This is a genomic window from Pseudomonas ekonensis, from assembly GCF_019145435.1.
GTDB lineage: Bacteria > Pseudomonadota > Gammaproteobacteria > Pseudomonadales > Pseudomonadaceae > Aquipseudomonas > Aquipseudomonas ekonensis.
Genome location: NZ_JAHSTS010000003.1, coordinates 545,497 through 568,348 on the forward strand (window position 1 = coordinate 545,497; position 22,852 = coordinate 568,348).

At 65.9% G+C, this 22,852-nt stretch carries 19 protein-coding genes and 1 riboswitch; of the genes, 8 read left to right on the forward strand and 11 right to left on the reverse strand.

Features of this window, described 5'->3' with window-relative positions:
• Window positions 1-174: 174 nt before the first annotated feature.
• The 4 genes from rhlE2 to ahcY all read right to left on the reverse strand — a co-directional run bounded on the left by rhlE2 (window position 175) and on the right by ahcY (window position 5,715).
• Window positions 175-2,019, reverse strand: coding sequence for an RNA helicase RhlE2 (rhlE2, locus tag KVG96_RS26505; RefSeq protein WP_217894651.1), 1,845 nt, complete (start codon window positions 2,017-2,019; stop codon window positions 175-177).
• 223 nt (window positions 2,020-2,242) lie between these two features.
• Window positions 2,243-3,055, reverse strand: a complete 813-nt coding sequence (locus tag KVG96_RS26510) for a substrate-binding periplasmic protein (protein ID WP_217894652.1) — start codon at window positions 3,053-3,055, stop codon at window positions 2,243-2,245.
• A 222-nt stretch (window positions 3,056-3,277) separates the two neighbouring features.
• Window positions 3,278-4,123, reverse strand: coding sequence for a methylenetetrahydrofolate reductase [NAD(P)H] (gene metF, locus KVG96_RS26515; RefSeq protein WP_085580772.1), 846 nt, complete (start codon window positions 4,121-4,123; stop codon window positions 3,278-3,280).
• A 182-nt stretch (window positions 4,124-4,305) separates the two neighbouring features.
• Window positions 4,306-5,715 (reverse strand): adenosylhomocysteinase, encoded by a 1,410-nt coding sequence (gene ahcY / locus KVG96_RS26520; RefSeq protein WP_217894653.1) that lies wholly within the window; start codon window positions 5,713-5,715, stop codon window positions 4,306-4,308.
• Between the two features lie 23 nt (window positions 5,716-5,738).
• A riboswitch (S-adenosyl-L-homocysteine riboswitch) is annotated at window positions 5,739-5,838 on the reverse strand.
• Between the two features lie 198 nt (window positions 5,839-6,036).
• Between ahcY and KVG96_RS26525 the strand changes: the two genes are divergently transcribed.
• On the forward strand, window positions 6,037-6,441 hold the full coding sequence (locus KVG96_RS26525) for an acyl-CoA thioesterase (RefSeq protein ID WP_217894654.1): 405 nt from the start codon (window positions 6,037-6,039) through the stop codon (window positions 6,439-6,441).
• A gap of 175 nt (window positions 6,442-6,616) precedes the next feature.
• Complete coding sequence (locus KVG96_RS26530) at window positions 6,617-7,504, forward strand: formate/nitrite transporter family protein (RefSeq protein ID WP_217894655.1); 888 nt, start codon at window positions 6,617-6,619, stop codon at window positions 7,502-7,504.
• Here KVG96_RS26530 and KVG96_RS26535 read toward each other — a convergent pair whose 3' ends face one another.
• On the reverse strand, window positions 7,505-8,770 hold the full coding sequence (locus KVG96_RS26535) for a cation:proton antiporter (protein ID WP_217894656.1): 1,266 nt from the start codon (window positions 8,768-8,770) through the stop codon (window positions 7,505-7,507).
• Window positions 8,771-8,961: 191 nt separating this feature from the next.
• Window positions 8,962-10,131 (reverse strand): MFS transporter, encoded by a 1,170-nt coding sequence (locus tag KVG96_RS26540; protein ID WP_217894657.1) that lies wholly within the window; start codon window positions 10,129-10,131, stop codon window positions 8,962-8,964.
• 229 nt (window positions 10,132-10,360) lie between these two features.
• On the opposite strand from KVG96_RS26540, the gene KVG96_RS26545 reads away from it, so the two are divergent.
• Window positions 10,361-11,194 carry an EamA family transporter gene (locus KVG96_RS26545; RefSeq protein WP_217894658.1) on the forward strand — a complete coding sequence of 278 codons (834 nt, stop codon included), beginning with the start codon at window positions 10,361-10,363 and terminating at the stop codon, window positions 11,192-11,194.
• Between the two features lie 40 nt (window positions 11,195-11,234).
• Window positions 11,235-11,618, forward strand: coding sequence for an MAPEG family protein (locus KVG96_RS26550; RefSeq protein WP_217894659.1), 384 nt, complete (start codon window positions 11,235-11,237; stop codon window positions 11,616-11,618).
• Window positions 11,619-11,759: 141 nt separating this feature from the next.
• On the opposite strand, the gene mltA is transcribed toward KVG96_RS26550, so the two are convergent.
• Window positions 11,760-12,944: a murein transglycosylase A gene (gene mltA / locus KVG96_RS26555; RefSeq protein ID WP_217894660.1), complete on the reverse strand. Its 1,185-nt coding sequence runs from the start codon at window positions 12,942-12,944 to the stop codon at window positions 11,760-11,762.
• Between the two features lie 128 nt (window positions 12,945-13,072).
• On the opposite strand from mltA, the gene KVG96_RS26560 reads away from it, so the two are divergent.
• On the forward strand, window positions 13,073-13,522 hold the full coding sequence (locus KVG96_RS26560; RefSeq protein ID WP_085581206.1) for a c-type cytochrome: 450 nt from the start codon (window positions 13,073-13,075) through the stop codon (window positions 13,520-13,522).
• 54 nt (window positions 13,523-13,576) lie between these two features.
• On the opposite strand, the gene KVG96_RS26565 is transcribed toward KVG96_RS26560, so the two are convergent.
• The 4 genes from KVG96_RS26565 to KVG96_RS26580 all read right to left on the reverse strand — a co-directional run bounded on the left by KVG96_RS26565 (window position 13,577) and on the right by KVG96_RS26580 (window position 18,146).
• Window positions 13,577-13,963, reverse strand: a complete 387-nt coding sequence (locus KVG96_RS26565) for a DUF1090 domain-containing protein (protein ID WP_217894661.1) — start codon at window positions 13,961-13,963, stop codon at window positions 13,577-13,579.
• Between the two features lie 97 nt (window positions 13,964-14,060).
• Window positions 14,061-15,740, reverse strand: a complete 1,680-nt coding sequence (gene ligB, locus KVG96_RS26570) for an NAD-dependent DNA ligase LigB (RefSeq protein ID WP_217894662.1) — start codon at window positions 15,738-15,740, stop codon at window positions 14,061-14,063.
• Window positions 15,741-15,941: 201 nt separating this feature from the next.
• Entirely contained in the window at window positions 15,942-17,132 is a 1,191-nt protein-coding gene (gene metK, locus KVG96_RS26575) for a methionine adenosyltransferase (RefSeq protein ID WP_217894663.1), read from the reverse strand.
• Between the two features lie 18 nt (window positions 17,133-17,150).
• Window positions 17,151-18,146 (reverse strand): ArsR/SmtB family transcription factor, encoded by a 996-nt coding sequence (locus KVG96_RS26580; protein ID WP_217894664.1) that lies wholly within the window; start codon window positions 18,144-18,146, stop codon window positions 17,151-17,153.
• 271 nt (window positions 18,147-18,417) lie between these two features.
• Between KVG96_RS26580 and tkt the strand changes: the two genes are divergently transcribed.
• From tkt to KVG96_RS26595, 3 genes are all read left to right on the forward strand, one after another.
• Window positions 18,418-20,415, forward strand: a complete 1,998-nt coding sequence (gene tkt, locus KVG96_RS26585; protein WP_085580744.1) for a transketolase — start codon at window positions 18,418-18,420, stop codon at window positions 20,413-20,415.
• 174 nt (window positions 20,416-20,589) lie between these two features.
• On the forward strand, window positions 20,590-21,642 hold the full coding sequence (gene epd / locus KVG96_RS26590) for an erythrose-4-phosphate dehydrogenase (protein ID WP_217894665.1): 1,053 nt from the start codon (window positions 20,590-20,592) through the stop codon (window positions 21,640-21,642).
• A gap of 17 nt (window positions 21,643-21,659) precedes the next feature.
• The gene (locus tag KVG96_RS26595; protein WP_217894666.1) at window positions 21,660-22,823 is read left to right on the forward strand and encodes a phosphoglycerate kinase; all 1,164 of its coding nucleotides are present in this window, start codon (window positions 21,660-21,662) and stop codon (window positions 22,821-22,823) included.
• Window positions 22,824-22,852 lie beyond the last annotated feature (29 nt).

Genomic DNA, 22,852 nt, shown 5'->3' on the forward strand with positions numbered 1-22,852 from the left:
GAACCCCTGTGGGAGCCAGCTTGCTGGCGATAGCGGTGGGTCAGTCGGCAAATGCCTTGGACATGCCGGCCCCATCGCCAGCAGGCTGGCTCCCTCAAGGGGCAGGATCGCCCATGGCTTTTGCAAAAATGCCCCGGTTCTTGCGAACCAGGGCATTTTTTCAGCGGCGCGAGATCAGCGGTTGCGGGTCAGCAAAGCCGGTTTCTCGCCACGGGGGCGGCTCGGCAGTTGGTCGAGCTGCTCAGGGGTCGGGAAGCGGTCGGCCTTGGACTCCTTGTGCATGATCTTCGGCCCGGTGCTGCGCGGGTTCTGCACGGCGGGTTCGGCGCGGGAGGCGTCGTCGCGGTTCGGGCGGCGGTTGCGCGACTCGTCGCGGCGGCCCTGGCCGTCACGGGACGAACCGCTGCGCGATCCGCCGCCGCCATTGCGTGGCTGGCCGTTCTGGCGGCCCTGGGACTGGCCGTTGCGCGGTGCGCCGGAGCCCTGGCCTTGGCCGGAACCGCCGGGACGACGGCCACGGCCCGTTGCCGGGGCCTGCTTCGGCACGTAGTCGACGCGGTTGCCGAAGTTGTCGATGTCGTCGTCGAGGAATTCGTCCGGCGCACGGTCAGCCGCTGCCCGTGGCGGCTGGCTCGGTTGGCGCTGTTCGCGCTGCTCGCGGGAGCCTTCGCGGGGCTTGCGCTGACGGGCCGGACGCTCGCCGCGTTCGGACTTCTCGCCGGAAGCGGACTTGTCCTTTTCCTTGCCCTTGTCTTTGCCTTTGTCCTTGCGGCCGCCGCCGTTCTGGCCTTCGCCGCGCGGGCTGCGGGCGTTGCGCGGGTTGCGGCCGTCGGGACGCTCGCGGGCCTCCGGCTTCTCGGCTTCCACGGCGCTGGCATCGAAGCCCATCAGGTCGCCGTCGGCGATCTTCTGCTTGGTCATGCGCTCGATGCTCTTGAGCAGCTTCTCTTCGTCCGGCGCGACCAGCGAGATCGCCTCGCCCGAGCGGCCGGCCCGGCCGGTGCGGCCGATGCGGTGCACGTAGTCTTCGTCGACGTTCGGCAGCTCGTAGTTGACCACGTGCGGCAGCTGGTCGATGTCCAGGCCACGGGCGGCGATGTCGGTGGCCACCAGGATGCGCACTTCGTTGGCCTTGAAGTCGGCCAGGGCCTTGGTGCGGGCGTTCTGGCTCTTGTTGCCGTGGATCGCCACGGCCGGCAGGCCGTGCTTGTCCAGGTACTCGGCCAGGCGGTTGGCGCCGTGCTTGGTGCGGGTGAACACCAGCACCTGTTCCCACGCGCCGGCGGTTATCAGGTGGGCCAGCAGCGCACGCTTGTGGCTGGCCGGCAGGCGGAACACGCGCTGTTCGATGCGCTCGACGGTGGTGTTCGGCGGCGTGACTTCGATGCGCTCAGGGTTGTGCAGCAGCTTGCCGGCAAGGTCGGTGATGTCCTTGGAGAAGGTCGCCGAGAACAGCAGGTTCTGGCGCTTGGCCGGCAGGCGGGCGAGGACTTTCTTCACATCGTGCACGAAGCCCATGTCGAGCATGCGGTCGGCTTCGTCCAGCACCAGGATCTCGACGTGGGACAGGTCGATGCTGCCCTGGCCGGCGAGGTCGAGCAGACGGCCGGGGCACGCCACCAGCACGTCCACGCCACGGGCCATGGCCTGGACCTGCGGGTTCATGCCGACGCCGCCGAAGATGCAGGCGCTGACGAACTTGAGGTCGCGGGCGTAGATCTTGAAGCTGTCGTGCACCTGGGCCGCGAGTTCGCGGGTCGGGGTCAGCACCAGCACGCGCGGCTGGCGCGGGCCGTGGCGCTGGGACTTGTCCGGGTGACCGTTGGGGAACAGCCGCTCCAGGATCGGGAGGGCGAAACCGCCGGTTTTACCGGTACCTGTCTGTGCCGCGACCATCAGGTCGCGACCTTGCAACACGGCGGGAATGGCCCGCTGTTGCACCGGAGTAGGCTCGGTATAGCCCGCGTCTTCGATAGCGCGGACCAAAGCCTCGGAGAGACCGAGGGAAGCAAAGGACATGAGTAATCCTGTTTTTAGTTAGGGCTGGGCCCAATGGGAGTCTTGCCTGGCGCGAACCGCGTTTAAGGTGACGCGGTCCCGTCCGGTCCTGCGGCGCATCCGAAGGCTCGTCCGGAGCGCTCGCGCGGGCTGAAAAGCTGCGCTGTAGCGGGTCGGGAGGCCTGTTACGGATCCGGGCGTCCGGGCGTGAGCCTGGCGGGAACGCCGGAGTATAACAGAGCAATCACTGTGCGCTGCGTTCCTGCTGCTCAACGGCCTTGCCGGCGGTGCTGGCGCTTTCCAGCGGCGCGGCGGCGGCAGGGGCGGCCCCGTAGCGTGCGCTGAGCTCGGCGTAGGCCGGCTCGCGCTTGAAGCGCTTGAGCTCGGCGCCGAAGCGCTGCACCAGCAGATCCATCCCGGCGTTGCGCCGCACGGCCAGGTATTGGCTCTGTCGGCTGATGACCGTCGGGTTCTCGGTGATCTGGTCGCGGATGCCCAGCTGGTCCAGCAGGTGCTGGCCGACCCGGCGGTCGGTGATCAGCAGGTCGATGCGCCCGCGCACCAGTTTGCCGAAGTTGGCCTCGTGGGTCGGGGCCGGTTCCCGGGTGAACAAGGGCGATTCGCTGAAGTCCTGGCTGTACAGGTAGCCGGGGGAGGTGCCGACGGTCAGGCCCTTGAGCTCGTCGAGGGTGCGGAACGGGTGCGGCCGCGCGTTGGCGTAGAACATCACGAACTCCACCACCGACAGCGGTTCGCTGGGGTAGAGCAGGGTGGCGTCGCGCTCGTCGCTGTGGAAGATGTCCAGCGCGCCGTCGGCCTGGCCGGTCTCGAGCATCGACAGGCAGCGCTTCCAGGGCAGGAACTGCCATTCGACCTCGATGCCCAGGCGTTTGAAGACGATGGCGGTGGTTTCGTAGTCCAGCCCCAGGTTCTTGCCGCCGTCCTCATAGACGTAGGGCGCCCAGGGCTCGGTGACAATACGCAATTTCTCGCCCCGGGCGGCGAAGCTCAGGCAAGCGAAAACCAGCACGGTGAAAAACTGCGCGATCAAAGGCATGACTGGAGAGTACGACGAGAATCGGGAAAGAGCCAGAAAGCGGCGGCAGAAGCTCTGTTTCGGGCATTGAAAGCAAAAAATCGCAGTTGCGAAAACTTCCGTAGGCGTTTTCCCGAACTGCGATTTCCCGTCACGCTTACCGCTTACCGCTTACCGCTTACCGCTTACCGCTTACCGCTTACCGCTTACCGCTTACCGCTTACCGCTTGAAGCTGACGACCGTTAGCGCGGCAGCTTCAGGTTGTTCCACACCGCCAGGCTCGGTTCGGCCTGGTTGAGGGTGTAGAAGTGCAGCCCCGGCGCGCCGCCCTGCAGCAGGCGTTCGCACATGTCGGTGATGACCTGTTCGCCGAAGCCCTGAATGCTTTGGGTGTCGTCGCCGTAGGCTTCCAGCTGCTTGCGGATCCAGCGCGGGATTTCCGCGCCGCAGGCATCGGAGAAGCGCGCCAGCTTGCTGTAGTTGGTGATCGGCATGATCCCCGGCACGACCGGGATGTCCACGCCCAGGGCCTTCACGCGGTCGACGAAGTAGAAGTAGCTGTCGGCGTTGAAGAAGTACTGGGTGATCGCGCTGTCGGCGCCGGCCTTGGCCTTGCGTACGAAGTTGGCGATGTCGTCCTCGAAGTTGCGCGCCTGGGGATGCATCTCCGGGTAGGCGGCGATTTCGATGTGGAAGTGGTCGCCGGTCTCTTCACGGATGAATTCGACCAGCTCGTTGGCATGGCGCAGCTCGCCGCTGGCCATGCCCATGCCGGACGGCAGGTCGCCGCGCAGGGCGACGATGCGGTTGATGCCCGCTGCCTTGTACTGGCTCAACAGGCCGCGCAGGTCGGCCTTGCTGTCGCCGACGCACGACAGGTGCGGTGCGGCCGGGACTTTGACTTCGCTTTCCAGCTGCAGGACGGTGTTGAGCGTGCGGTCACGGGTCGAGCCGCCCGCGCCGTAGGTGCAGGAAAAGAAGTCGGGGTTGTAGGTGGCCAACTGGCGGGCAGTGGCGAGGAGCTTTTCATGCCCAGCATCGGTCTTGGTCGGGAAGAACTCGAAGCTGTAGCGACGTTCTTGGGACATGGAGGGAACCTCCAGCTACAAGCTGCAAGCTTCAAGCTGTAAGAGCGGCGGAGGTGCGCCGGTCTCTCGTGCCTGAAGCTTGCGGCCTGACACTGTTTTGACAAATAGGGGCAGCGCTTTCGGGCTTCGCGCGGCAAGCCCGGCTTGTGGCCTTGCTTGCCGCTTGAAGCTCGCAGCCGCTCTTAGTAGCGGTAAGCGTGCGGCTTGAACGGGCCTTCGACGGTCACGCCGATGTAGTCAGCCTGCTGCTTGGTCAGCTGGGTGACCACGCCGCCGAAGCCGCGCACCATTTCCAGGGCCACTTCTTCGTCGAGTTTCTTCGGCAGCACTTCCACGGTCAGGCGCTCGGCTTTCTGGGCCGGCGACAGGTCGGCGTACTTCTGGCCGAACAGGAAGATCTGCGCCAGCACCTGGTTGGCGAACGAACCGTCCATGATGCGGCTCGGGTGACCGGTGGCGTTGCCCAGGTTCACCAGACGGCCTTCGGCCAGCAGGATCAGGTAGTCGTCGTTCTGCGCGTCGAAAGCGCCCGGGCCGGTACGGTGGATCTTGTGTACCTGTGGCTTCACTTCTTCCCATGCCCAGTTCTTGCGCATGAAAGCGGTGTCGATTTCGTTGTCGAAGTGGCCGATGTTGCAGACGACGGCGCGCTTCTTCAGGGCCTTGAGCATGTTGGCGTCGCACACGTTGACGTTGCCGGTGGTGGTCACGATCAGGTCGATCTTGCCCAGCAGCGCCTTGTCGATGCTCGCTTCGGAACCGTCGTTGATGCCGTCGATGAACGGCGAAACCAGTTCGAAACCGTCCATGCAGGCCTGCATGGCGCAGATCGGGTCGACTTCGGACACTTTAACGATCATGCCTTCCTGACGCAGGGACTGGGCCGAGCCCTTGCCCACGTCACCGTAGCCGATGACCAGCGCTTGCTTGCCGGACAGCAGGTGGTCGGTGCCGCGCTTGATGGCGTCGTTCAGGCTGTGACGGCAGCCGTACTTGTTGTCGTTCTTGGACTTGGTCACCGAGTCGTTGACGTTGATGGCCGGGATGCGCAGTTCGCCCTTGGCCAGCATGTCCAGCAGACGGTGAACGCCGGTGGTGGTCTCTTCGGTCACGCCGTGGACGCGATCCAGCACTTGCGGGTACTTCTTGTGCAGCAGCTCGGTCAGGTCGCCGCCGTCGTCGAGGATCATGTTGGCGTCCCATGGCTGGCCATCCTTCAGGATGGTCTGCTCCAGGCACCACTCGTACTCTTCTTCGGTCTCGCCTTTCCAGGCGAAGACCGGGATGCCGGCGGCGGCGATGGACGCGGCGGCCTGGTCCTGGGTGGAGAAGATGTTGCAGGACGACCAGCGCACTTCGGCACCCAGGGCGACCAGGGTCTCGATCAGCACGGCGGTCTGGATGGTCATGTGGATGCAGCCGAGGATCTTGGCGCCTTTGAGCGGCTGCTCGGCGGCGTACTTGCGGCGCAGACCCATCAGGGCAGGCATTTCCGATTCGGCGATGATGGTTTCGCGACGGCCCCAGGCAGCCAGGGACATGTCGGCGACCTTGTAGTCGGTGAAATCTGCAGGCGTGATTACAGCGCTCATGAAGAGCCTCCATTCGTAATGTATGCGAATGGGCGCCGTTGTGCGTTTGGTGTCCGGCGCAAGGCCGGTCAACGCCCCATCCGAGCCTGACAGGTGGAACCTGCTGCAGCGCCCCTCGGACAGGTGGCGGGAAAACGGTAGCGCGTGAAGGTTACCGTTTTGAAACGGGGGCGATTATAGCCGTCTAGACTGATCTTCCAAAGGGTTTCTGTCGGCCAAATGAAGATTGCCAATGATGGCCATAGCGGATGGCTCATGGAGCGTGACCGTTCGGTCTGACATGATGGCGACCATCATTCGGCAAGACGCTCAGGAGTGAAGATGAATTTCCACACCCGCAAGTGGGTAAAACCCGAAGACCTCAACCCCAACGGCACCCTGTTCGGCGGCAGCCTGCTGCGCTGGATCGACGAAGAGGCGGCGATCTACGCCATCGTCCAGCTGGGCAACCAGCGTGTGGTGACCAAGTACATCTCCGAGATCAACTTCGTCAGCGCCTCGCGCCAGGGCGACATCATCGAACTGGGCATCACCGCCACCGAGTTCGGCCGCACCTCGATCACCCTCACCTGCGAAGTGCGCAACAAGATCACCCGCAAGAGCATCCTGACCGTCGAGAAGATGGTCTTCGTCAACCTCGGCGAAGACGGCCTGCCGGCGCCGCACGGACGCACCGAGATCAAGTACGTCAAAGACCAGTTCAAGGACGACGTGCCGGTCCGGTAAGGCCGGTATCGCTCCCATCGCGGGCAGGCCCGCTTGCGCAAGGACAGCGATGTTCCCTGTGGGAGCGGGCTTGCCCGCGAGGGCGGCCGCACAGCCGCGGAGATTCTCCAGGCCGGTGAACAGTCCCGAACGGCGCGGGTCGTAGCTAAATAACCCCGCCACCGGATTGCCTGCCATGACCACTCCGACAGACGGCAAGACCCCAGACCTTTCGCCCAAGGAACGGCACGAAGTCGAGAAAAGCCAGCCGCCCCGCGCGGCCGTGCTGCACGAAATCATCCGCACCCAAGGCGACCAGGAACTGGAGCGCAGCATCGCTGCGCTGTGGTGGTCGGCGCTGGCGGCGGGCCTGACCATGGGCCTGTCGCTGATGGGGATGGGCCTGCTCAACTCGCGCCTGCCCGAAGGCGACGAGTTCAAGGTGATCGCCAGTTTCGGTTATTGCGCAGGCTTCCTCGCGGTGATCCTCGCCCGTCAGCAACTGTTCACCGAAAACACCCTGACCGCCGTGCTGCCGGTGATGACCCGGCCGACGGTGGGCAACGTCGGCCGCCTGATCCGGCTGTGGACGGTGGTGCTTGCCGGCAACCTGTGCGGCACCTTGCTGGTGGCCTACGTGATGCTCGAACTGCCGATCTTCGACAGCAAGACCGACGAGGCCTTCCTCGAGATCGGGCGCAAGGTCATGGAGAACCACGCCAGCCAGATGTTCGCCAAGGGCATCGTCTCCGGCTGGATGATCGCCACCATGGTCTGGATGATCCCGTCCATGGAGAGCGCGAAGATGTGGATCATCATCCTTATCACCTACCTCATGGCCTTGGGCGACTTCACTCACATCGTGGTGGGATCGGCGGAAGTGTCGTACCTGGTGTTCGCCGGGGAACTGCCGTGGAGCGATTTCTGGGCGGTGTTCGCCGGGCCGACGCTGGCGGGCAACATCATCGGCGGCAGTTGCATCTTCGCCCTGATCAGCCACGCGCAGATCCGCAGCGAAAGCGGCGGTCCGAAGGCGCCTGCGGACCGGGACGCGCGGCCCGGCCCGAAGGCGATCAAAAAGTGATCAGTGGTGCGCCGTGCCGGCGGCGGGTGCCGGTTCGTCGCGGGTCGCGTGCCGCACCAGCCGGCCGATGCTCAGGCCCTGCAGCAGGATCGACGACAGCACCACGATGTAGGTGATGCTCAGCAGCAGGTCGCGCTCGGGGCCCAGCGGCAGGGCCAGGGCCAGCGCCACCGAGACGCCGCCGCGCAGGCCGCCCCAGGTCAGGATCCGGATGGTGCCGCGCGGCACCGTGCGCCAGCGCCGCAGCAGGACGATGGCCGGGGCCACGGTGAGCAAGCGCGACAGCAGGATCGCCAGCGCCAGCAGGCTCGCCGCCGCCACGTGCAGCCAGTTGAACGGCAGCAGCAACAGCTCCAGGCCGATCAGCGCGAACAGCAGGGCGTTGAGCATGTCGTCGAGCAGCTCCCAGAAACCGTCCAGGTACTTGCGGGTCATGTCGTTCATCGCCAGGTTGCGCCCCAGGTTGCCGATGATCAGGCCCGCCACCACCATCGCGATGGGCGCCGAGACGTGCAGTTCGGTGGCCATGGCCGAGCCGCCGATCACCAGCGCCAGGGTCAGCATCACTTCGATCTGGTGCTGCTCGATGCTCTTGATCATCAGGTACGCCAAGTAGCCGATCAGGCCGCCGAACAGCACGCCGCCGATGGCCTCGTGGGCGAACAGCAGGGCCGTGGCGCCGAGGGTCGGGGTCTCGCCCTGTTGCGCGATGCCCAGCAGCACGGTGAACACCACCACGGCGGTGCCGTCGTTGAACAGCGACTCGCCGACGATGGTGGTCTTGAGCGGTTTCGAGGCGTTGGCGGTACGCAGCACGCCGAGCACCGCAATCGGGTCGGTGGGGGAAATCAGCGCGCCGAACAGCAGGCAGTAGAGGAAGCTCACGTGCCAGCCGAACAGGGCGAAGATGTAGTAGGCGAGGCTGCCGATCACGGCGGTGGCGATCAGCACGCCGAACGTGGCCAGCAGGCCGATGGGCCAGCGGTAGCTGCGCAGGTCGTTGAGGTTGACGTGCAGGGCGCCGGCGAACAGCAGGAACGACAGCATCCAGTTCATCAGCAGGTCGCCGAAGTCGATCTGGCCGATCAGTTGCTGCACGCGCTCTTCGAGGCCCGGGTAGCCGAGAAAGCTCAGGCCTTGCAGCAGCAGGGAGAACATCAGTGCGGTGACCATCACGCCGATGGTCGGCGGCAAGCCGATGAAGCGGAAGTTCACGAAGGTCAGGAGGGTGGTGAGGCAGATAAACGCAGCAACGAGTTCAAGCATCCGGGGTCCTTTGGATGGGGGATGGAAGAGGCGCGTCCGATGCTTGGACGCAAGGGTTGGATGGGCCGGCGCCGCTCAGGGGCACATGAGTCCCCTGTGGCGAGGGAGCTTGCTCCGGGGTACGCAGCGGCCGCGCATTCAGGTTGCCGCCGGGCGGGAGCACGCTCCCTCGCCACAGGGCAGCCGGTGCTTCAGCCGCAGGCATTGACCGCAGCGATGCGCCGGCGTTGCAGGTAAATGAAGAAAAGCGCCGTCAGCACGGTGAGCACGCCCACCAGGGCGCCGGTCCACGGCAGGTCCGCCAGGTCCGCGCCGCTGGCCACCACCAGCCCGCCGATCCACGCGCCCGACGCATTGCCGAGGTTGAAGGCGCTTTGGTTCAGGGTCGAGCCGAGGTTCGGCGCTTCATGGGCCTGGTCGATGATCAGCAGTTGCAGGATCGGGCACAGGGCGAAGGCGAACACGCCCCACAGCACCAGGGTGATGGCGGCGGGCACCGCCGAACGGCTGGTCTGGCTGAACGCCGCCAGAATCACCACCACCGCCAGCGCCACGCCCACCAGCGACGGCAGCAGGCGGCTGTCGGCCAGGCGGCCGCCGAGCATGCTGCCGCCGGTCAGGCCGACGCCGAACAACAGCAGCATCACCGTCACGCCGTGGGGGCTGATGCCGGTGACGTCCTGCAGGATCGGCGCGATGTAGGTGTACACGCTGAACAGGCTGGTGGACGCCAGCACGCTCATGCCCAGCGCCAGCAGCACGTTGGCCTTGCCCAGCACCTTGAATTCGCTGGCCAGGTCGGCGCGCTCCATCGGGATGTGCCTGGGCAGCCACAGCCACTGGGCGAGGGCGGCGACCACGCCGATGGCGGCCACGGCCCAGAAGGTCGAGCGCCAGCCGGCGAACTGGCCGAGCGCGGTGCCCAACGGTACGCCGAGCACGTTGGCCAGGGTCAGGCCGGTGAACATCAGCGCGATGGCCTGGGCGCGCTTGTTCGGCGCCACCAGGCCGGCGGCGACCACCGACCCGATGCCGAAGAACGCCCCGTGGCACAGCGCGGTGACCACCCGGGCGGCCATCAGGGTCGCGTAGTTCGGGGCCAGCGCGCAGAGCACGTTGCCGAGGATGAACATCAGGGTCATGCCCAGCAGCGTCGCCTTGCGCGGCATGTTGGCGGTGCCGACCGCCAGCACCGGCGCGCCGAACACCACACCCAGCGCGTAGCCGGTGATCAGCAGGCCGGCGTGGGGAATGCTCACGGCGAGGTCGCGGGCCACATCGGGCAGCAGGCCCATGATGACGAATTCGGTGGTGCCGATGCCGAAGGCGGCAGCGGCCAGTGCAAGCAAGGCGAGTGGCATGCGCAAGGTCTCTGTCTGTAGTCTTGACGCTTCGTTCAGGCAGGCGCAGGCCGACGGTCGGTCTCGGGCGGAGAACGGGTCAGGCAGTCATTGTTGGAATAGGTCTGTGCGCAACCGAGTGCGGCGTGGTCGCGTGCAGTATAAACAGCTGCGGACACATCGCGAATCAATAATATGACTAATTGCCCGGCGGCCCTTGCGCAGCGCCGGCGAACTCGAGGAGAGCAATGTGCTGGCGACGGCTCTGGTGTTGATGGCGGCCCTGCTGCATGCGGCGTGGAACACCCTGATCAAGTTCAGCGCCGAGCGCCTGCTGGTGGTGGCCTGCATGGACACGGTGGCGTTGCTGTTCGTCGCGGTGGCGTTGCCTTTCGCGAATGTGCCGCCGCTGGACATCTGGCCGTGGATCCTCGCCTCGGCGGCGTTCGAGCTGCTGTACCGCTACCTGTTGATCCAGGCCTACCGGGCGGGCGACCTCGGGCTGGTCTATCCGTTGATGCGGGGCCTGTCGCCGCTGGTGGTGCTGGCGCTGACCCTGGTCTTCGCCGGGGAAGCGCTCACGGCGCAGCAGATCTTCGGCATCCTGCTGATCCCGTTCGGCATGGCCTGCCTGCTGTGGCAGGGCGGCGGCGGGGCGCGCCTGCCGTGGTCGATGCTGCCGGTGGTGGCGCTGATCGGCCTGTGCATCGGCTGTTACACCTACATCGACGGCCAGGCCCTGCGGCGCTGGTCGCACCCGCTGGATTACCTGGCCTGGGTCACGCTGCTCAGCGCCTGGCCGTTTCCGCTGCTGGCGTGGGTGGCCAAGCGGCCGGCGTTCGGCCAGTTCTGGCGCACGCAGTGGACGCTGGGGCTGGCGGTCGGGTTCTGCGTGTTGTTCAGCTACGCTCTGGTGCTGTGGGCGATGCAGTTGGGCTCGATCGCCGAAGCGGCGGCGCTGCGGGAAATCAGCGTGATCCTGGTGGTGCTGTTCGGCATGCGCTACCTCAAAGAACCTTTCGGCCGGCCGCGGCTCTTAGCCTGTGGGCTGGTGCTGATCGGCATGCTGGTGATGAAGTTCTGATCCGCCCGCCATTCGAACGACACGAAAAAGGGACTGTGCTATGACCGTGGCTTTGTGGTGTGTATTGATCGCGATTTTCTTGCCGTACCTGTGCACTGCCGTGGCCAAGGCCGTCGGCGGCTACAGGATGAGTGACAACCATGATCCCCGGGACTTTCTGGAGAGCCTCAATGGCCTGGCACGGCGGGCCCATGCGGCGCAGCTGAACAGCTTCGAGGTGACGCCGGCCTTCGTCGCCGCCGTGATCGTCGCGCACCTGGTGGGCACCGCTGAACTGGTGACGGTGAACGTGCTGGCGGTGCTGTTCATCACCAGCCGCCTGCTCTACATCATTTGCTACCTGGCGGACTGGGCGGTGCTGCGGTCGCTGGTGTGGTTTGTGGGGATGGGGTTGATTGCGGCGTTCTTCGTGGTTTCGGCCTGAGCGGCATTTGCCGGATATCCAGCGTCTGCGCCGGCCTCTGCGCAGGACCGTCGCCCGGGCAAGCCCGCTCCCACGAGGACAACGCTGATCCCTGTGGGAGCGGGCTTGCCCGCGATTGCGACCTGACTGCCGCAGGCGGAATCAGGACTTGCCCTTGACCGTGTCGGCCACCTGCGGCACTTGCGGCAGCGCCGTGCCCTTAGGCCAGAGCATCCAGATCTGCCCCTGCTGCTTCATGTCCCCGGCCAGTTGCCCCGCCGCATCGCCGGTGCCCCAGAACAGGTCCGCGCGCACTTCGCCGGCGATGGCGCCGCCGGTGTCCTGCGCGGCCACCGGGCGCACCAGGGCGGTGCCGTCCGGCCGGGTGGTGGACAGCCACAGCAGGCTGCCCAGCGGAATCACCTTGCGGTCCACCGCCGCGCTGTAGCCGGCGGTCAGCGGCACGTTCAGCGAGCCGCGCGGGCCTTCGTTGCTGTCCGGGTTGCGGGTGAAGAACACGTAGCTGGGGTTGCTGCCCAACAGTTCCGGAATGCGCGACGGGTTGGCCTTGGCCCAGTCGCTGATGGCGCCCATGGTGACGTCTTCTTTCTTCAGCTCGCCCTGTTCCACCAGCCAGCGGCCGATCGGGCGGTACGGGTGGCCGTTCTGGTCGGCGTAGGCGATGCGCAACTGGCGTCCGTCGTCGGTCTGGATCCTGCCCGAGCCCTGGATCTGCAGGAACTGCAGGTTCATCGGGTCGGTCAGCCAGGCCACCACCGGTGCGTTGACGCCCTTGCTCTCGATGGTCGCCGCGTCGTCGTAGGGCTTGAGCACCCGGCCTTCGAGGCGGCCGCGCAGGCGCTTGCCCTTGAGCTCGGGGTACACGCTGTCCAGCGACACGATGATCATGTCGTCAGGCACGCCGTACACCGGGACGTTCGCCGTGGCGGTCTGGGTCAGGCTGCCGGGGTACACCGGCTCGTAGTAGCCGGTGATCAGACCGTTGGGGTTGTCGTTCTCGGCGCGCAGTCCGTAGACGTCGAGGTTTTGCTTGAGGAACGCGCGGATGTTGCCGGCGCTCTGCGGGACATCGGCCGCCGCCGCGCAGGTCTTGCCCCAGACCGGGTCGGCCTTGAGCCGGTTGCACGCGCTGCGCCACGAGCCGAAGCCGGCCACCAGGTCGTTGTCGGACACGGCGGGCAGCGCTTCCCAGGTGGCGCTGGAGTAGGTGGCGAGGGCGTGGGTCTTGGGCTTGGCCGTGTCGCCACCGGTGCAGCCGGCGAGGATCGCCAGCAGCGGCAGGGTTGCGAAAAGCGGATGACGCCAGGCCTTGAAGCGGCTGTTCATGGAGTGGTTCCTGTGCCGGCTGCGTGAATGCTCCATGCGTTCAGGCAACCCGTATTTTTAATAGGGCTATTGGTGTTTGGCGGTCGCGCGAGGATACTGGCCGCCATTTTTCCGTGACCGAAGCCACCATGACACTCAAAAGAATCTCTGTTGCTTTGCTGGCCTGTCTGACCCTGTCCGCCTGCGGCGGCGTCGACCCCAACTCTCCGCTGGGCCAGCGCAAGGCGATCTTCAAGCAGATGCTCAAGACCGGCGAAGACCTGGGCGGCATGCTGCGCGGGCGCATTCCCTTCGACGGGGCGAAATTCGCCGACGGCGCGGTGAAGCTCGATGCGCTGTCCCATGAGCCGTGGAAGCACTTCCCGCAGGTGCGCGAAGAGGATCACACCAGCGCCAAGGACGATGTCTGGCAGAGGCAGGCGCGCTTCCAGGAGATGGCCCGCACCCTCGAGGCGGCCACCGGCGAACTGGTGATCGCCAGCCAGGTGCAACCCTACAAGGCCAGCAACCTGGGGCCGGCGGTGCAGAAAGTCGAAGATGCGTGCAGTGCCTGCCATAAAGAGTTTCGCGATCACTGATATCTGACGCGGTTGAATGACCAGCGGGAGCGGGCTCCCTCGCCACAGGGGCCGTTATTTGTCCAGTTCGTCCAGCGCCTGCTGCAGTTCCTTGCGGGACTCGGCCAGCTTGTTCTTGCGCTTGTCGATCTTCTCCGGGTCGCCCTTCTTCATGGCCTTGTCGAGGTCGGCCTGGCGTTTGCTCACTTCGTGCTTGGCCTCCAGCACCTTGTTCTCGCGTTCCTTCTTCAGGCCGGCGTCGGTGCAGTGATCGGTGACTTCGCGCAGGGCGGCCTCCAGGCCGGCCTGCTGGTCGGCGTTGCCGTGGGCCTTGGCCTGTTCGATCCGGGTGACGATGTTCTGCTTCTTGGCGGCGCAGCCGGTGAGCTCCGGCGCTTCTTCGGCGGCCATCAACGGGGCGGCCAGGAATCCGCAAAGGGTCAGCAGGGCAAGCGATTTCATAAAGGCTCCATGCGCTAAGGCATTCGGTTCGGTGGTGCGCTGCGCTGTTGGAGCGCACCGACGGACATTGGGTTCCCGGCGTGCCGGGAGGCGGTGTTCAGAAGCCGTCGATGCCGGCGGCTTGCAGGGCGTCGCGCAAGGCCAGCACCTGCGGGTCGCGGAAAAAGGCGCTCAGTTGCGCCGCGCGGCCGGGGCCGATGCCGGGTTCTGCCTGCCATTGTTCGGTGTTGCGTTGCGCCAGTTCCTGCCAGGTGCCGTCCAGCCGTGCCTGCCCGGTCGGCGGCATGCCCAGGGCTTTGAGCCAGGTGGCGAACGGCCGCTGGCGGGCTGTGTGAAAACTGTCCAGCAGGCGGGCGCCGCTGCGCTCGCCGAAGCCGGTCATGTTAGCAAGCTCCGGCCCGTCGAGGGTCAACCAATCCAGCAGGCCGGTCAGGCGGCCTGTTTCCAGAAGTTTCTCCCAGGTGCCGCGACCGACATGGGGCAGCCCCAGCCCCTGCTTGCCGCCGAGCCAGGTCAGGCGGGCAAGGAACTGGCTTTCGCAGCCGGGCGTCGGTTGCCAGCAGCTCAGGGCATGGAAATCGGTTGCCTGCGGAACGGCCAGCTCGACACGTTGGGCCGCGCGCAGGACGACACCGTCGAGCCGGGGGATGGTCAGGCCGGCCAGGCTGACCGCGACCTGGTCGCCAGGGCGGATGTCCAGCGCCTGCCAGCGCTGGAACGAACTGACGCTGACCCGCCGGATCCGCCGGTCGTCCAGCCGCACCGGCGCCAGCTCCAGCACCGGTGTGATGCGCCCGGTGCGCCCGACCCTGAAATCGACCTTGCGCACATCGGCCAGGGCCTGGGCGAACGGGTACTTCCAGGCGACGCCCCAGTGCGGCGGCCGTGCCTGCCAGCGCTCGGCCGGCGGGCGCCGTTCCAGGCGCAGGACCACGCCGTCCGTGGCGAACGGCAACGGCGTGCGGAACCAATGCTCGCGCCAGGTCTGAGCGTCGGCAAAGCGTTCGAGGGCGTGGGTATAAGGCGCGGTCGCGGCGAACCCCAGGGCGGCCAGCGTCGAGACCCTTTCGGGCAACGCCGACGGCCCTTGCGGCCAGTCCCAGACGAACAGTCCGATGCCGTCGGCCTGCTCGGCGCCCAGGTCCTTGCGGCCCATCAGGCCGGCGACGGTGGCGCGGGCGTTGCGGCCGCCGTCGCGGGACTGAACGTGGTCGTTCAGGCGCCAATAGAGTTCGCCCTGCACCAGCAGATCCACCGGCTCGGTCAGTTGCCGGGGAATGGCGGTGATTTTCTGCGCCGACGCTGTCCAGTCCTGCCCCCGAGCCCCGTCGCCGCGGCTGATGGCCTGGTGCAGTCGCCCGCTGCGGTAGATCAGCGTGATCGCCACGCCGTCGACCTTGGGTTGAATCCAGACGCCTTTGCGGTCACGCAGCCAGGCTTCGACGTCTTTGCCGTCGTGGAGCTTGTCCAGCCCGGTATGGGCGACCGGATGGGTGACGGGGCCCGTGGCCGTGCGCAGCGGGTTGGCCGGTGACGGAAGGCCGAAGCAGCGGCGCCACTCGTCCAGACGCAAACGCGACTGGTCGTAGAGCCCGTCGGCGATCAGCGCGCGGCCTTCGCGGTGGTAGGCGTCGTCCCAGCGGTCGATCTGCCTTTGCAGGGCGGCGGTTTCGGTGCGGGCCTTTTCCGGCGGCCAGGCGGGGCAGTCTTCGGCGAGGGCGTTCGGCTGGAAAAGCGTCAACAGCAGAGACAGCAGCAGGGGCAGTGCAGGGGGCATCGTGAGCGTCCTTGCTCGTGGGGAACGCTTGAAGGGTAGGTGAGGAAAACGAGGGCGGCGGACAGGTGTTTTTCGGGCTGTTTCCGGATGGGCGGATGCGGGCTTTTGGTCGGGGCGCTGCCCGAAGCGGGGAGGAAACCGGCAGGCATGAAAAAGCCCCGCAGGGCGTGAGCCGTGCGGGGCTTTTTTGCAACCGGGGAGTTACAGGCCGGCGGCGGAACGCAGAGCGTCGGCGCGGTCGGTCTTTTCCCAGGTGAAGGTGCTGAAGGTGTCGTCGCCGACGGTCTTGGTCTGCGGGGTGCGACCGAAGTGACCGTAGGCGGCGGTGTCCTGGTACATCGGGTGCAGCAGGTCCAGCATGGTGGTGATGGCGTACGGACGCAGGTCGAACACTTCACGCACCAGCTTGATGATCTTGTCGTCGCTGATCTTGCCGGTGCCGAAGGTGTTCAGCGAGATCGAAGTCGGCTGGGCCACGCCGATCGCGTAGGACACCTGGATCTCGCAGCGCTCGGCCAGGCCGGCGGCGACGATGTTCTTGGCCACGTAACGGCCGGCGTATGCAGCGGAACGGTCAACCTTGGACGGATCCTTGCCGGAGAACGCGCCGCCGCCGTGACGGGCCATGCCGCCGTAGCTGTCCACGATGATCTTGCGGCCGGTCAGGCCGCAGTCGCCCACCGGTCCGCCGATGATGAACTGGCCGGTCGGGTTGATGTGGAACTGGGTGTCCTTGCTCAGCAGTTCGGCCGGCAGCACATGCTTGACGATCAGTTCCATCACGCCTTCGCGCAGGTCGTTGTACGACACTTCCGGGTTGTGCTGGGTCGACAGCACCACGGCGTCGATGCCGACCACTTTGCCGCCTTCGTAGCGGCAGGTGACCTGAGACTTGGCGTCCGGGCGCAGCCAAGGCAGCAGGCCCGACTTGCGGGCTTCGGCCTGGCGCTGCACCAGTTGGTGCGAGAAGGTGATCGGGGCCGGCATCAGCACGTCGGTTTCGTTGCTGGCGTAGCCGAACATCAGGCCCTGGTCGCCGGCGCCCTGATCTTCAGGCTTGGCACGGTCAACGCCCTGGTTGATGTCGGGGGACTGCTTGCCGATGATGTTCATCACGCCGCAGGTGGCGCCGTCGAAGCCGACGTCGGAGCTGGTGTAGCCGATGTCGCAGATCACGTCACGGACGATCTGCTCCAGGTCGACCCAGGCGCTGGTGGTCACTTCACCGGCAACGATGGCCACGCCGGTCTTGACCAGGGTTTCCACCGCCACGCGTGCGTGCTTGTCCTGGGCAATGATGGCGTCCAGCACTGCATCGGAAATCTGGTCGGCGATTTTGTCCGGATGCCCTTCAGACACGGACTCGGAGGTGAAGAGGGAGTATTCGCTCATCTCGATGTTTTCCTGAATTTACCGATGGTGAGTGTCGCCAGCCGGCCGCTGAAAGTGGCGGACCTGGATCTGGAAACCATTACGTAAGCCTACATAGAGGCTGTCCCCGGGAACGAGTCCCGCAGCGGTGGCCCAACGGGCCAAGTCGTCCTGTTCAAACCCCAACCACAGATCACCGCAGGCCTCCCTGGCCCAGCTCTGGTTGTGGCTGCATAACTCTGTCACGAGCAGGCTACCGCCCGGTTGCAGCAGGCTGGCCATGTGCTTGAGCGCTTCGGCCGGCGCGGCGAAATGGTGTAACACCATGTTCAATACCACGCAATCGGCCTGAAGGCTCACACCGTTCAATGCATCGGCCAATTGCAGGCTGACGTTAGCCAGCCGTTCACGTTCACACACCTGACGCGCCAGTTCGAGCATCGCCGCGCTGTTGTCCAGTGCGGTTACGGTGCCGAAGCGGCGGGCCAGTTCCGGCAGGAAGGCTCCATCGCCGGGGCCGACTTCGATGGCCGTGGCAGCGCCGCCGAAGTTCAGTTTGTCGAGCAGGGCCAGCACGCTGTCGCGGTATTGCGGCAGGCCTGCGATCAAGTCTTGCTGGGCGCGGAACTTCTCCGCCACCCGCGCGAAGAAGTCCTGGCTGGCCGCCGCCCGTTGCCCGTGCACCTGGGCGATCCGCGCCTGCACGTCGTCCGGCAGGGCCAGGTTGTCGACTTCTTCTAACAATGCCGCGTGCAGCGTACCGCCCAACAGTTCGGTGTGGGGCAGGGCGCGGCGATAGAAGATCGCGTTGCCTTCGCGGCGCGTCGCCACCAGGTCCGCCTGGGCCAGCACCTTGAGGTGATGGCTCATGCCGGACTGGCCGATGCCGAAGATCTGCGCCAGCTCAAGCACGCCGAACGAGTCGTTGGCCAGCGCCCGCAGCACGTTCAGCCGCAGCGGATCGCCGCCGGCCTTGCACAGGGCCGCCAGGTCGTCGCAGGCGTCATGGCGAATCGTAGGCACGCGTAAGTTCATAGGGGCAGCAGTCTAGTGATGGCCGGAAAGCATCGCAAGATCAATATCAAAAAGTTTTGATATTGATCGATGGGTGGCGTTTCCCACGGATTGGTTAACGCCGCAGACGGGCGGCGGAAAGGATTCACCCGCCGAAAGCGCCGCCCGGCAGGGGAAAAACGTCTTCAGATGACTATCTGTCATTGCCCCGAGGCGTCCGGGTGAGGGAAAATGCTCGCCTTTTTTCCGTTTCGATTTTTCACCTTCAGCTTCAGAACCCAGGAGATCAGCGATGCCTAGCCGTCGTGAGCGTGCCAACGCCATTCGTGCCCTCAGCATGGATGCCGTGCAAAAAGCCAACAGCGGCCATCCCGGTGCCCCTATGGGTATGGCGGATATCGCCGAGGTGCTTTGGCGCGATTACCTCAAGCACAACCCGAGCAACCCGTCGTTCGCCGACCGTGACCGCTTCGTGCTGTCCAACGGCCACGGCTCGATGTTGATCTACTCGCTGCTGCACCTGACCGGCTACGACCTGTCGATCGACGACCTCAAGGCGTTCCGCCAACTGCACAGCCGCACCCCGGGCCACCCGGAGTTCGGCTACACCCCGGGCGTCGAGACCACCACCGGTCCCCTGGGCCAGGGCCTGGCCAACGCCGTGGGCTTCGCCCTGGCGGAAAAGGTGCTGGGCGCGCAGTTCAACCGTCCGGGCCACAACATCGTCGACCACCACACCTACGTGTTCCTGGGCGACGGCTGCATGATGGAAGGCATTTCCCATGAAGTCGCTTCCCTGGCCGGCACCCTGGGCCTGGGCAAGCTGATCGCCTTCTACGACGACAACGGCATCTCCATCGACGGCGAAGTCGAAGGCTGGTTCACCGACGACACGCCGAAGCGTTTCGAGTCCTACAACTGGCAGGTGATCCGCAACGTCGACGGCCACGATCCGGAAGAGATCAAGACCGCCATCGACACCGCCCGCAAGAGCCCGCTGCCGACCCTGATCTGCTGCAAGACCACCATCGGCTTCGGTTCGCCGAACAAGCAAGGCAAGGAAGACTGCCACGGCGCCCCATTGGGCGACGCGGAAATCGCCCTGACCCGTGAAGCCCTGAAGTGGAACCACGGCCCGTTCGAGATCCCGGCCGACATCTACGCCGAGTGGGACGCCAAGGAAGCCGGCCGCGCCGTCGAGGCCGACTGGGACCTGCGTTTCGCCGCCTACTCCGCCGCGTTCCCGACCGAAGCCAACGAACTGGTGCGTCGCCTGAGCGGCGAGCTGCCGGCCGACTTCTCCGAGAAGGCCGACGCCTACATCGCCGAAGTGGCGGCCAAGGGCGAAACCATCGCCAGCCGCAAGGCCAGCCAGAACGCCCTGAACGCGTTTGGCCCGCTGCTGCCGGAAGTGCTGGGCGGCTCGGCTGACCTGGCCGGTTCCAACCTGACCCTGTGGAAAGGCTGCAAAGGCGTCAGCGCCGAAGACGCCAGCGGCAACTACATGTACTACGGCGTGCGCGAGTTCGGCATGACCGCGATCATGAACGGCGTCGCCCTGCACGGCGGCCTGGTGCCTTACGGCGCGACCTTCCTGATGTTCATGGAATACGCCCGCAACGCCGTGCGCATGTCGGCCCTGATGAAGCAGCGCGTGATCCACGTCTACACCCACGACTCCATCGGTCTGGGCGAAGACGGCCCGACCCACCAGCCGATCGAGCAGCTGACCAGCCTGCGCAGCACGCCGAACCTGGACACCTGGCGTCCGGCCGACGCCGTCGAATCGGCGGTGGCCTGGAAAAACGCCCTGGAGCGCAAGGACGGCCCGTCGGCGCTGATCTTCTCCCGTCAGAACCTGCAGCATCAGTCCCGCGACGCGATCCAGATCGCCGACATCAGCCGCGGCGGCTACGTGCTCAAGGACTGCGCAGGCGAGCCTGAGCTGATCCTGATCGCCACCGGCTCCGAAGTCGGCCTGGCCGTCCAGGCCTTCGACAAGCTGACCGAGCAGGGCCGCAAGGTCCGCGTGGTGTCGATGCCGTGCACCAGCGTGTTCGACGCCCAGGACGCCGGCTACAAGCAATCGGTCCTGCCGCTGCAGGTCGGCGCGCGCATCGCCATCGAAGCGGCCCACGCCGACTTCTGGTTCAAGTATGTGGGTCTGGAAGGCCGCGTGATCGGCATGACCACCTACGGCGAATCGGCACCGGCCCCGGCGCTGTTCGAAGCGTTCGGCTTCACCCTGGAGAACATCCTGGGCCAGGCCGAAGAGCTGCTGGAAGACTGATCCGGACAAGGTGTCGTCTGGACTGACGCCTTCGCGGGCAAGCCCGCTCCCACAGCGTTTTCGGTTGATCGCATTTTTGTGCGCACCCAAAAACCTGTGGGAGCGGGCTTGCCCGCGAAGGCGATCGGTCAGGCGACATCGCACTGACTGATCCACACGGTGATCGAGAACCCCATGCCCCATCCGCGTCCCTACAAGGTTGCCCTCAACGGCTACGGCCGCATCGGCCGTTGCGTCCTGCGTGCGTTGTTCGAGCGAGGGGCGGACGCAGGGTTCGAGATCGTCGCGATCAACGACCTGGCCGACATGGCCAGCATCGAATACCTGACACGCTTCGACTCCACCCACGGCCGGTTCCCGGGCGAGGTGAAGGTCGACGGCGATTGTCTGCACATTAACGGCGACTGCGTGAAGGTGTTGCGCAGTCCCACCCCCGAAGGCATCGATTGGGCGTCCCTGGGCGTCGATCTGGTGCTCGAATGCTCCGGCGCCTGGCACACCCGCGGCGACGGCCAGCGCTTTCTCGACGCCGGCGCGCCGCGGGTGCTGTTCTCCCAGCCGATGGCCAGCGAGTCGGATGTCGACGCCACCATCGTCTACGGCGTCAACCAGGACTGCCTGACCGGCGCCGAGCGCCTGGTGTCCAACGCCTCCTGCACCACCAACTGCGGCGTGCCGCTGCTGCGCCTGCTGGACCGGGCGGTGGGGCTGGAGTACGTGTCGATCACCACGATCCACTCGGCGATGAACGATCAACCGGTCATCGACGCCTATCACCACGAAGACCTGCGCCGCACCCGTTCGGCGTTCCAGTCGGTGATTCCGGTGTCCACCGGCCTTGCGCGCGGCATCGAGCGCCTGCTGCCGGAACTTGCCGGGCGAATTCAGGCCAAAGCCGTACGCGTGCCGACGGTCAACGTGTCCTGCCTCGACATCACGATGCAGACCGCGAACGACACCGATGCCGCCGAGGTCAACCGGATCCTGCGCGACGCCGCCACCGCCGGCCCGCTCAAGGGGCTTCTGGCCTACACCGAGCTGCCCCACGCCAGTTGCGATTTCAACCACGACCCGCATTCGGCCATCGTCGATGCCAGTCAGACCCGCGTCTCCGGCCCAAGGCTGGTGAACGTCCTGGCCTGGTTCGACAACGAATGGGGTTTTGCCAACCGAATGCTGGACGTTGCAGAGCACTATCTGCAGACAGCGATTCCAACAAACAAGTAATCCAGGAAGTGCGACCCATGACCGTGTTGAAGATGTCCGACCTCGATCTGCAAGGTAAGCGCGTATTGATCCGCGAAGACCTCAACGTCCCAGTCAAGGACGGTGCAGTCACCAGCGATGCGCGCATCCTGGCTTCGCTGCCGACCATCAAGCTGGCCCTGGAAAAAGGCGCGGCGGTGATGGTCTGCTCGCACCTGGGCCGTCCGACCGAAGGCGAGTTCTCCGCCGAGAACAGCCTCAAGCCCGTCGCCGATTACCTGAGCCGCGCCCTGGGCCGCGAAGTGCCGCTGGTGGCCGACTACCTGGGCGGCGTCGACGTCAAGGCCGGCGACATCGTGCTGTTCGAGAACGTGCGCTTCAACAAGGGCGAGAAAAAGAACGCCGACGAACTGGCCCGGCAATACGCCGCCCTGTGCGACGTGTTCGTGATGGACGCCTTCGGCACCGCCCACCGCGCCGAGGGTTCGACCCACGGCGTGGCCAAGTTCGCCAAGGTCGCCGCCGCCGGCCCGCTGCTGGCCGCTGAACTGGACGCGCTGGGCAAGGCCCTGGGCGCGCCGGCCAAGCCGATGGCCGCCATCGTCGCCGGCTCCAAGGTCTCGACCAAGCTGGACGTGCTGAACAGCCTGAGCCAGATCTGCGACCAACTGATCGTCGGCGGCGGCATCGCCAACACCTTCCTGGCTGCGGCCGGTCACCCGGTCGGCAAGTCGCTGTACGAGCCGGACCTGCTGGACACCGCCCGCTCCATCGCCGCCAAGGTCAGCGTGCCGCTGCCGGTGGACGTGGTGGTGGCCAAGGAGTTCGCCGAAAGCGCTGCCGCCACCGTCAAGCTGATCGGTGACGTGGCCGCCGACGACATGATCCTGGACATCGGCCCGCAGACCGCAGCCAACTTCGCCGAACTGCTGAAATCGTCGAAGACTATCCTGTGGAACGGCCCGGTCGGCGTGTTCGAGTTCGACCAGTTCGGCAACGGCACCAAGGTGCTGGCCCAGGCCATCGCCGATAGCGCCGCATTCTCCATCGCCGGCGGCGGCGACACCCTGGCGGCCATCGACAAGTATGGCGTGGCCAGCGATATCTCCTACATTTCCACCGGTGGCGGCGCGTTCCTCGAATTCGTCGAAGGCAGGGTGCTGCCGGCCGTCGAAGTCCTGGAAAGCCGGGCCAAGGCCTGAGGCCGCCCGATTGGCCAGGCAAAGGAGTG

Excerpts from the sequence above, each read along its gene's own strand:
- rhlE2 (WP_217894651.1), bottom strand. The coding sequence starts at position 2,019 with ATGTCCTTTGCTTCCCTCGGTCTCTCCGAGGCTTTGGTCCGCGCTATC.
- KVG96_RS26510 (WP_217894652.1), bottom strand. The coding sequence starts at position 3,055 with ATGCCTTTGATCGCGCAGTTTTTCACCGTGCTGGTTTTCGCTTGCCTG.
- metF (WP_085580772.1), bottom strand. The coding sequence starts at position 4,123 with ATGTCCCAAGAACGTCGCTACAGCTTCGAGTTCTTCCCGACCAAGACC.
- ahcY (WP_217894653.1), bottom strand. The coding sequence starts at position 5,715 with ATGAGCGCTGTAATCACGCCTGCAGATTTCACCGACTACAAGGTCGCC.
- KVG96_RS26525 (WP_217894654.1), top strand. The coding sequence starts at position 6,037 with ATGAATTTCCACACCCGCAAGTGGGTAAAACCCGAAGACCTCAACCCC.
- KVG96_RS26530 (WP_217894655.1), top strand. The coding sequence starts at position 6,617 with ATGACCACTCCGACAGACGGCAAGACCCCAGACCTTTCGCCCAAGGAA.
- KVG96_RS26535 (WP_217894656.1), bottom strand. The coding sequence starts at position 8,770 with ATGCTTGAACTCGTTGCTGCGTTTATCTGCCTCACCACCCTCCTGACC.
- KVG96_RS26540 (WP_217894657.1), bottom strand. The coding sequence starts at position 10,131 with ATGCCACTCGCCTTGCTTGCACTGGCCGCTGCCGCCTTCGGCATCGGC.
- KVG96_RS26550 (WP_217894659.1), top strand. The coding sequence starts at position 11,235 with ATGACCGTGGCTTTGTGGTGTGTATTGATCGCGATTTTCTTGCCGTAC.
- mltA (WP_217894660.1), bottom strand. The coding sequence starts at position 12,944 with ATGAACAGCCGCTTCAAGGCCTGGCGTCATCCGCTTTTCGCAACCCTG.
- KVG96_RS26560 (WP_085581206.1), top strand. The coding sequence starts at position 13,073 with ATGACACTCAAAAGAATCTCTGTTGCTTTGCTGGCCTGTCTGACCCTG.
- KVG96_RS26565 (WP_217894661.1), bottom strand. The coding sequence starts at position 13,963 with ATGAAATCGCTTGCCCTGCTGACCCTTTGCGGATTCCTGGCCGCCCCG.
- ligB (WP_217894662.1), bottom strand. The coding sequence starts at position 15,740 with ATGCCCCCTGCACTGCCCCTGCTGCTGTCTCTGCTGTTGACGCTTTTC.
- metK (WP_217894663.1), bottom strand. The coding sequence starts at position 17,132 with ATGAGCGAATACTCCCTCTTCACCTCCGAGTCCGTGTCTGAAGGGCAT.
- KVG96_RS26580 (WP_217894664.1), bottom strand. The coding sequence starts at position 18,146 with ATGAACTTACGCGTGCCTACGATTCGCCATGACGCCTGCGACGACCTG.
- tkt (WP_085580744.1), top strand. The coding sequence starts at position 18,418 with ATGCCTAGCCGTCGTGAGCGTGCCAACGCCATTCGTGCCCTCAGCATG.
- epd (WP_217894665.1), top strand. The coding sequence starts at position 20,590 with ATGCCCCATCCGCGTCCCTACAAGGTTGCCCTCAACGGCTACGGCCGC.
- KVG96_RS26595 (WP_217894666.1), top strand. The coding sequence starts at position 21,660 with ATGACCGTGTTGAAGATGTCCGACCTCGATCTGCAAGGTAAGCGCGTA.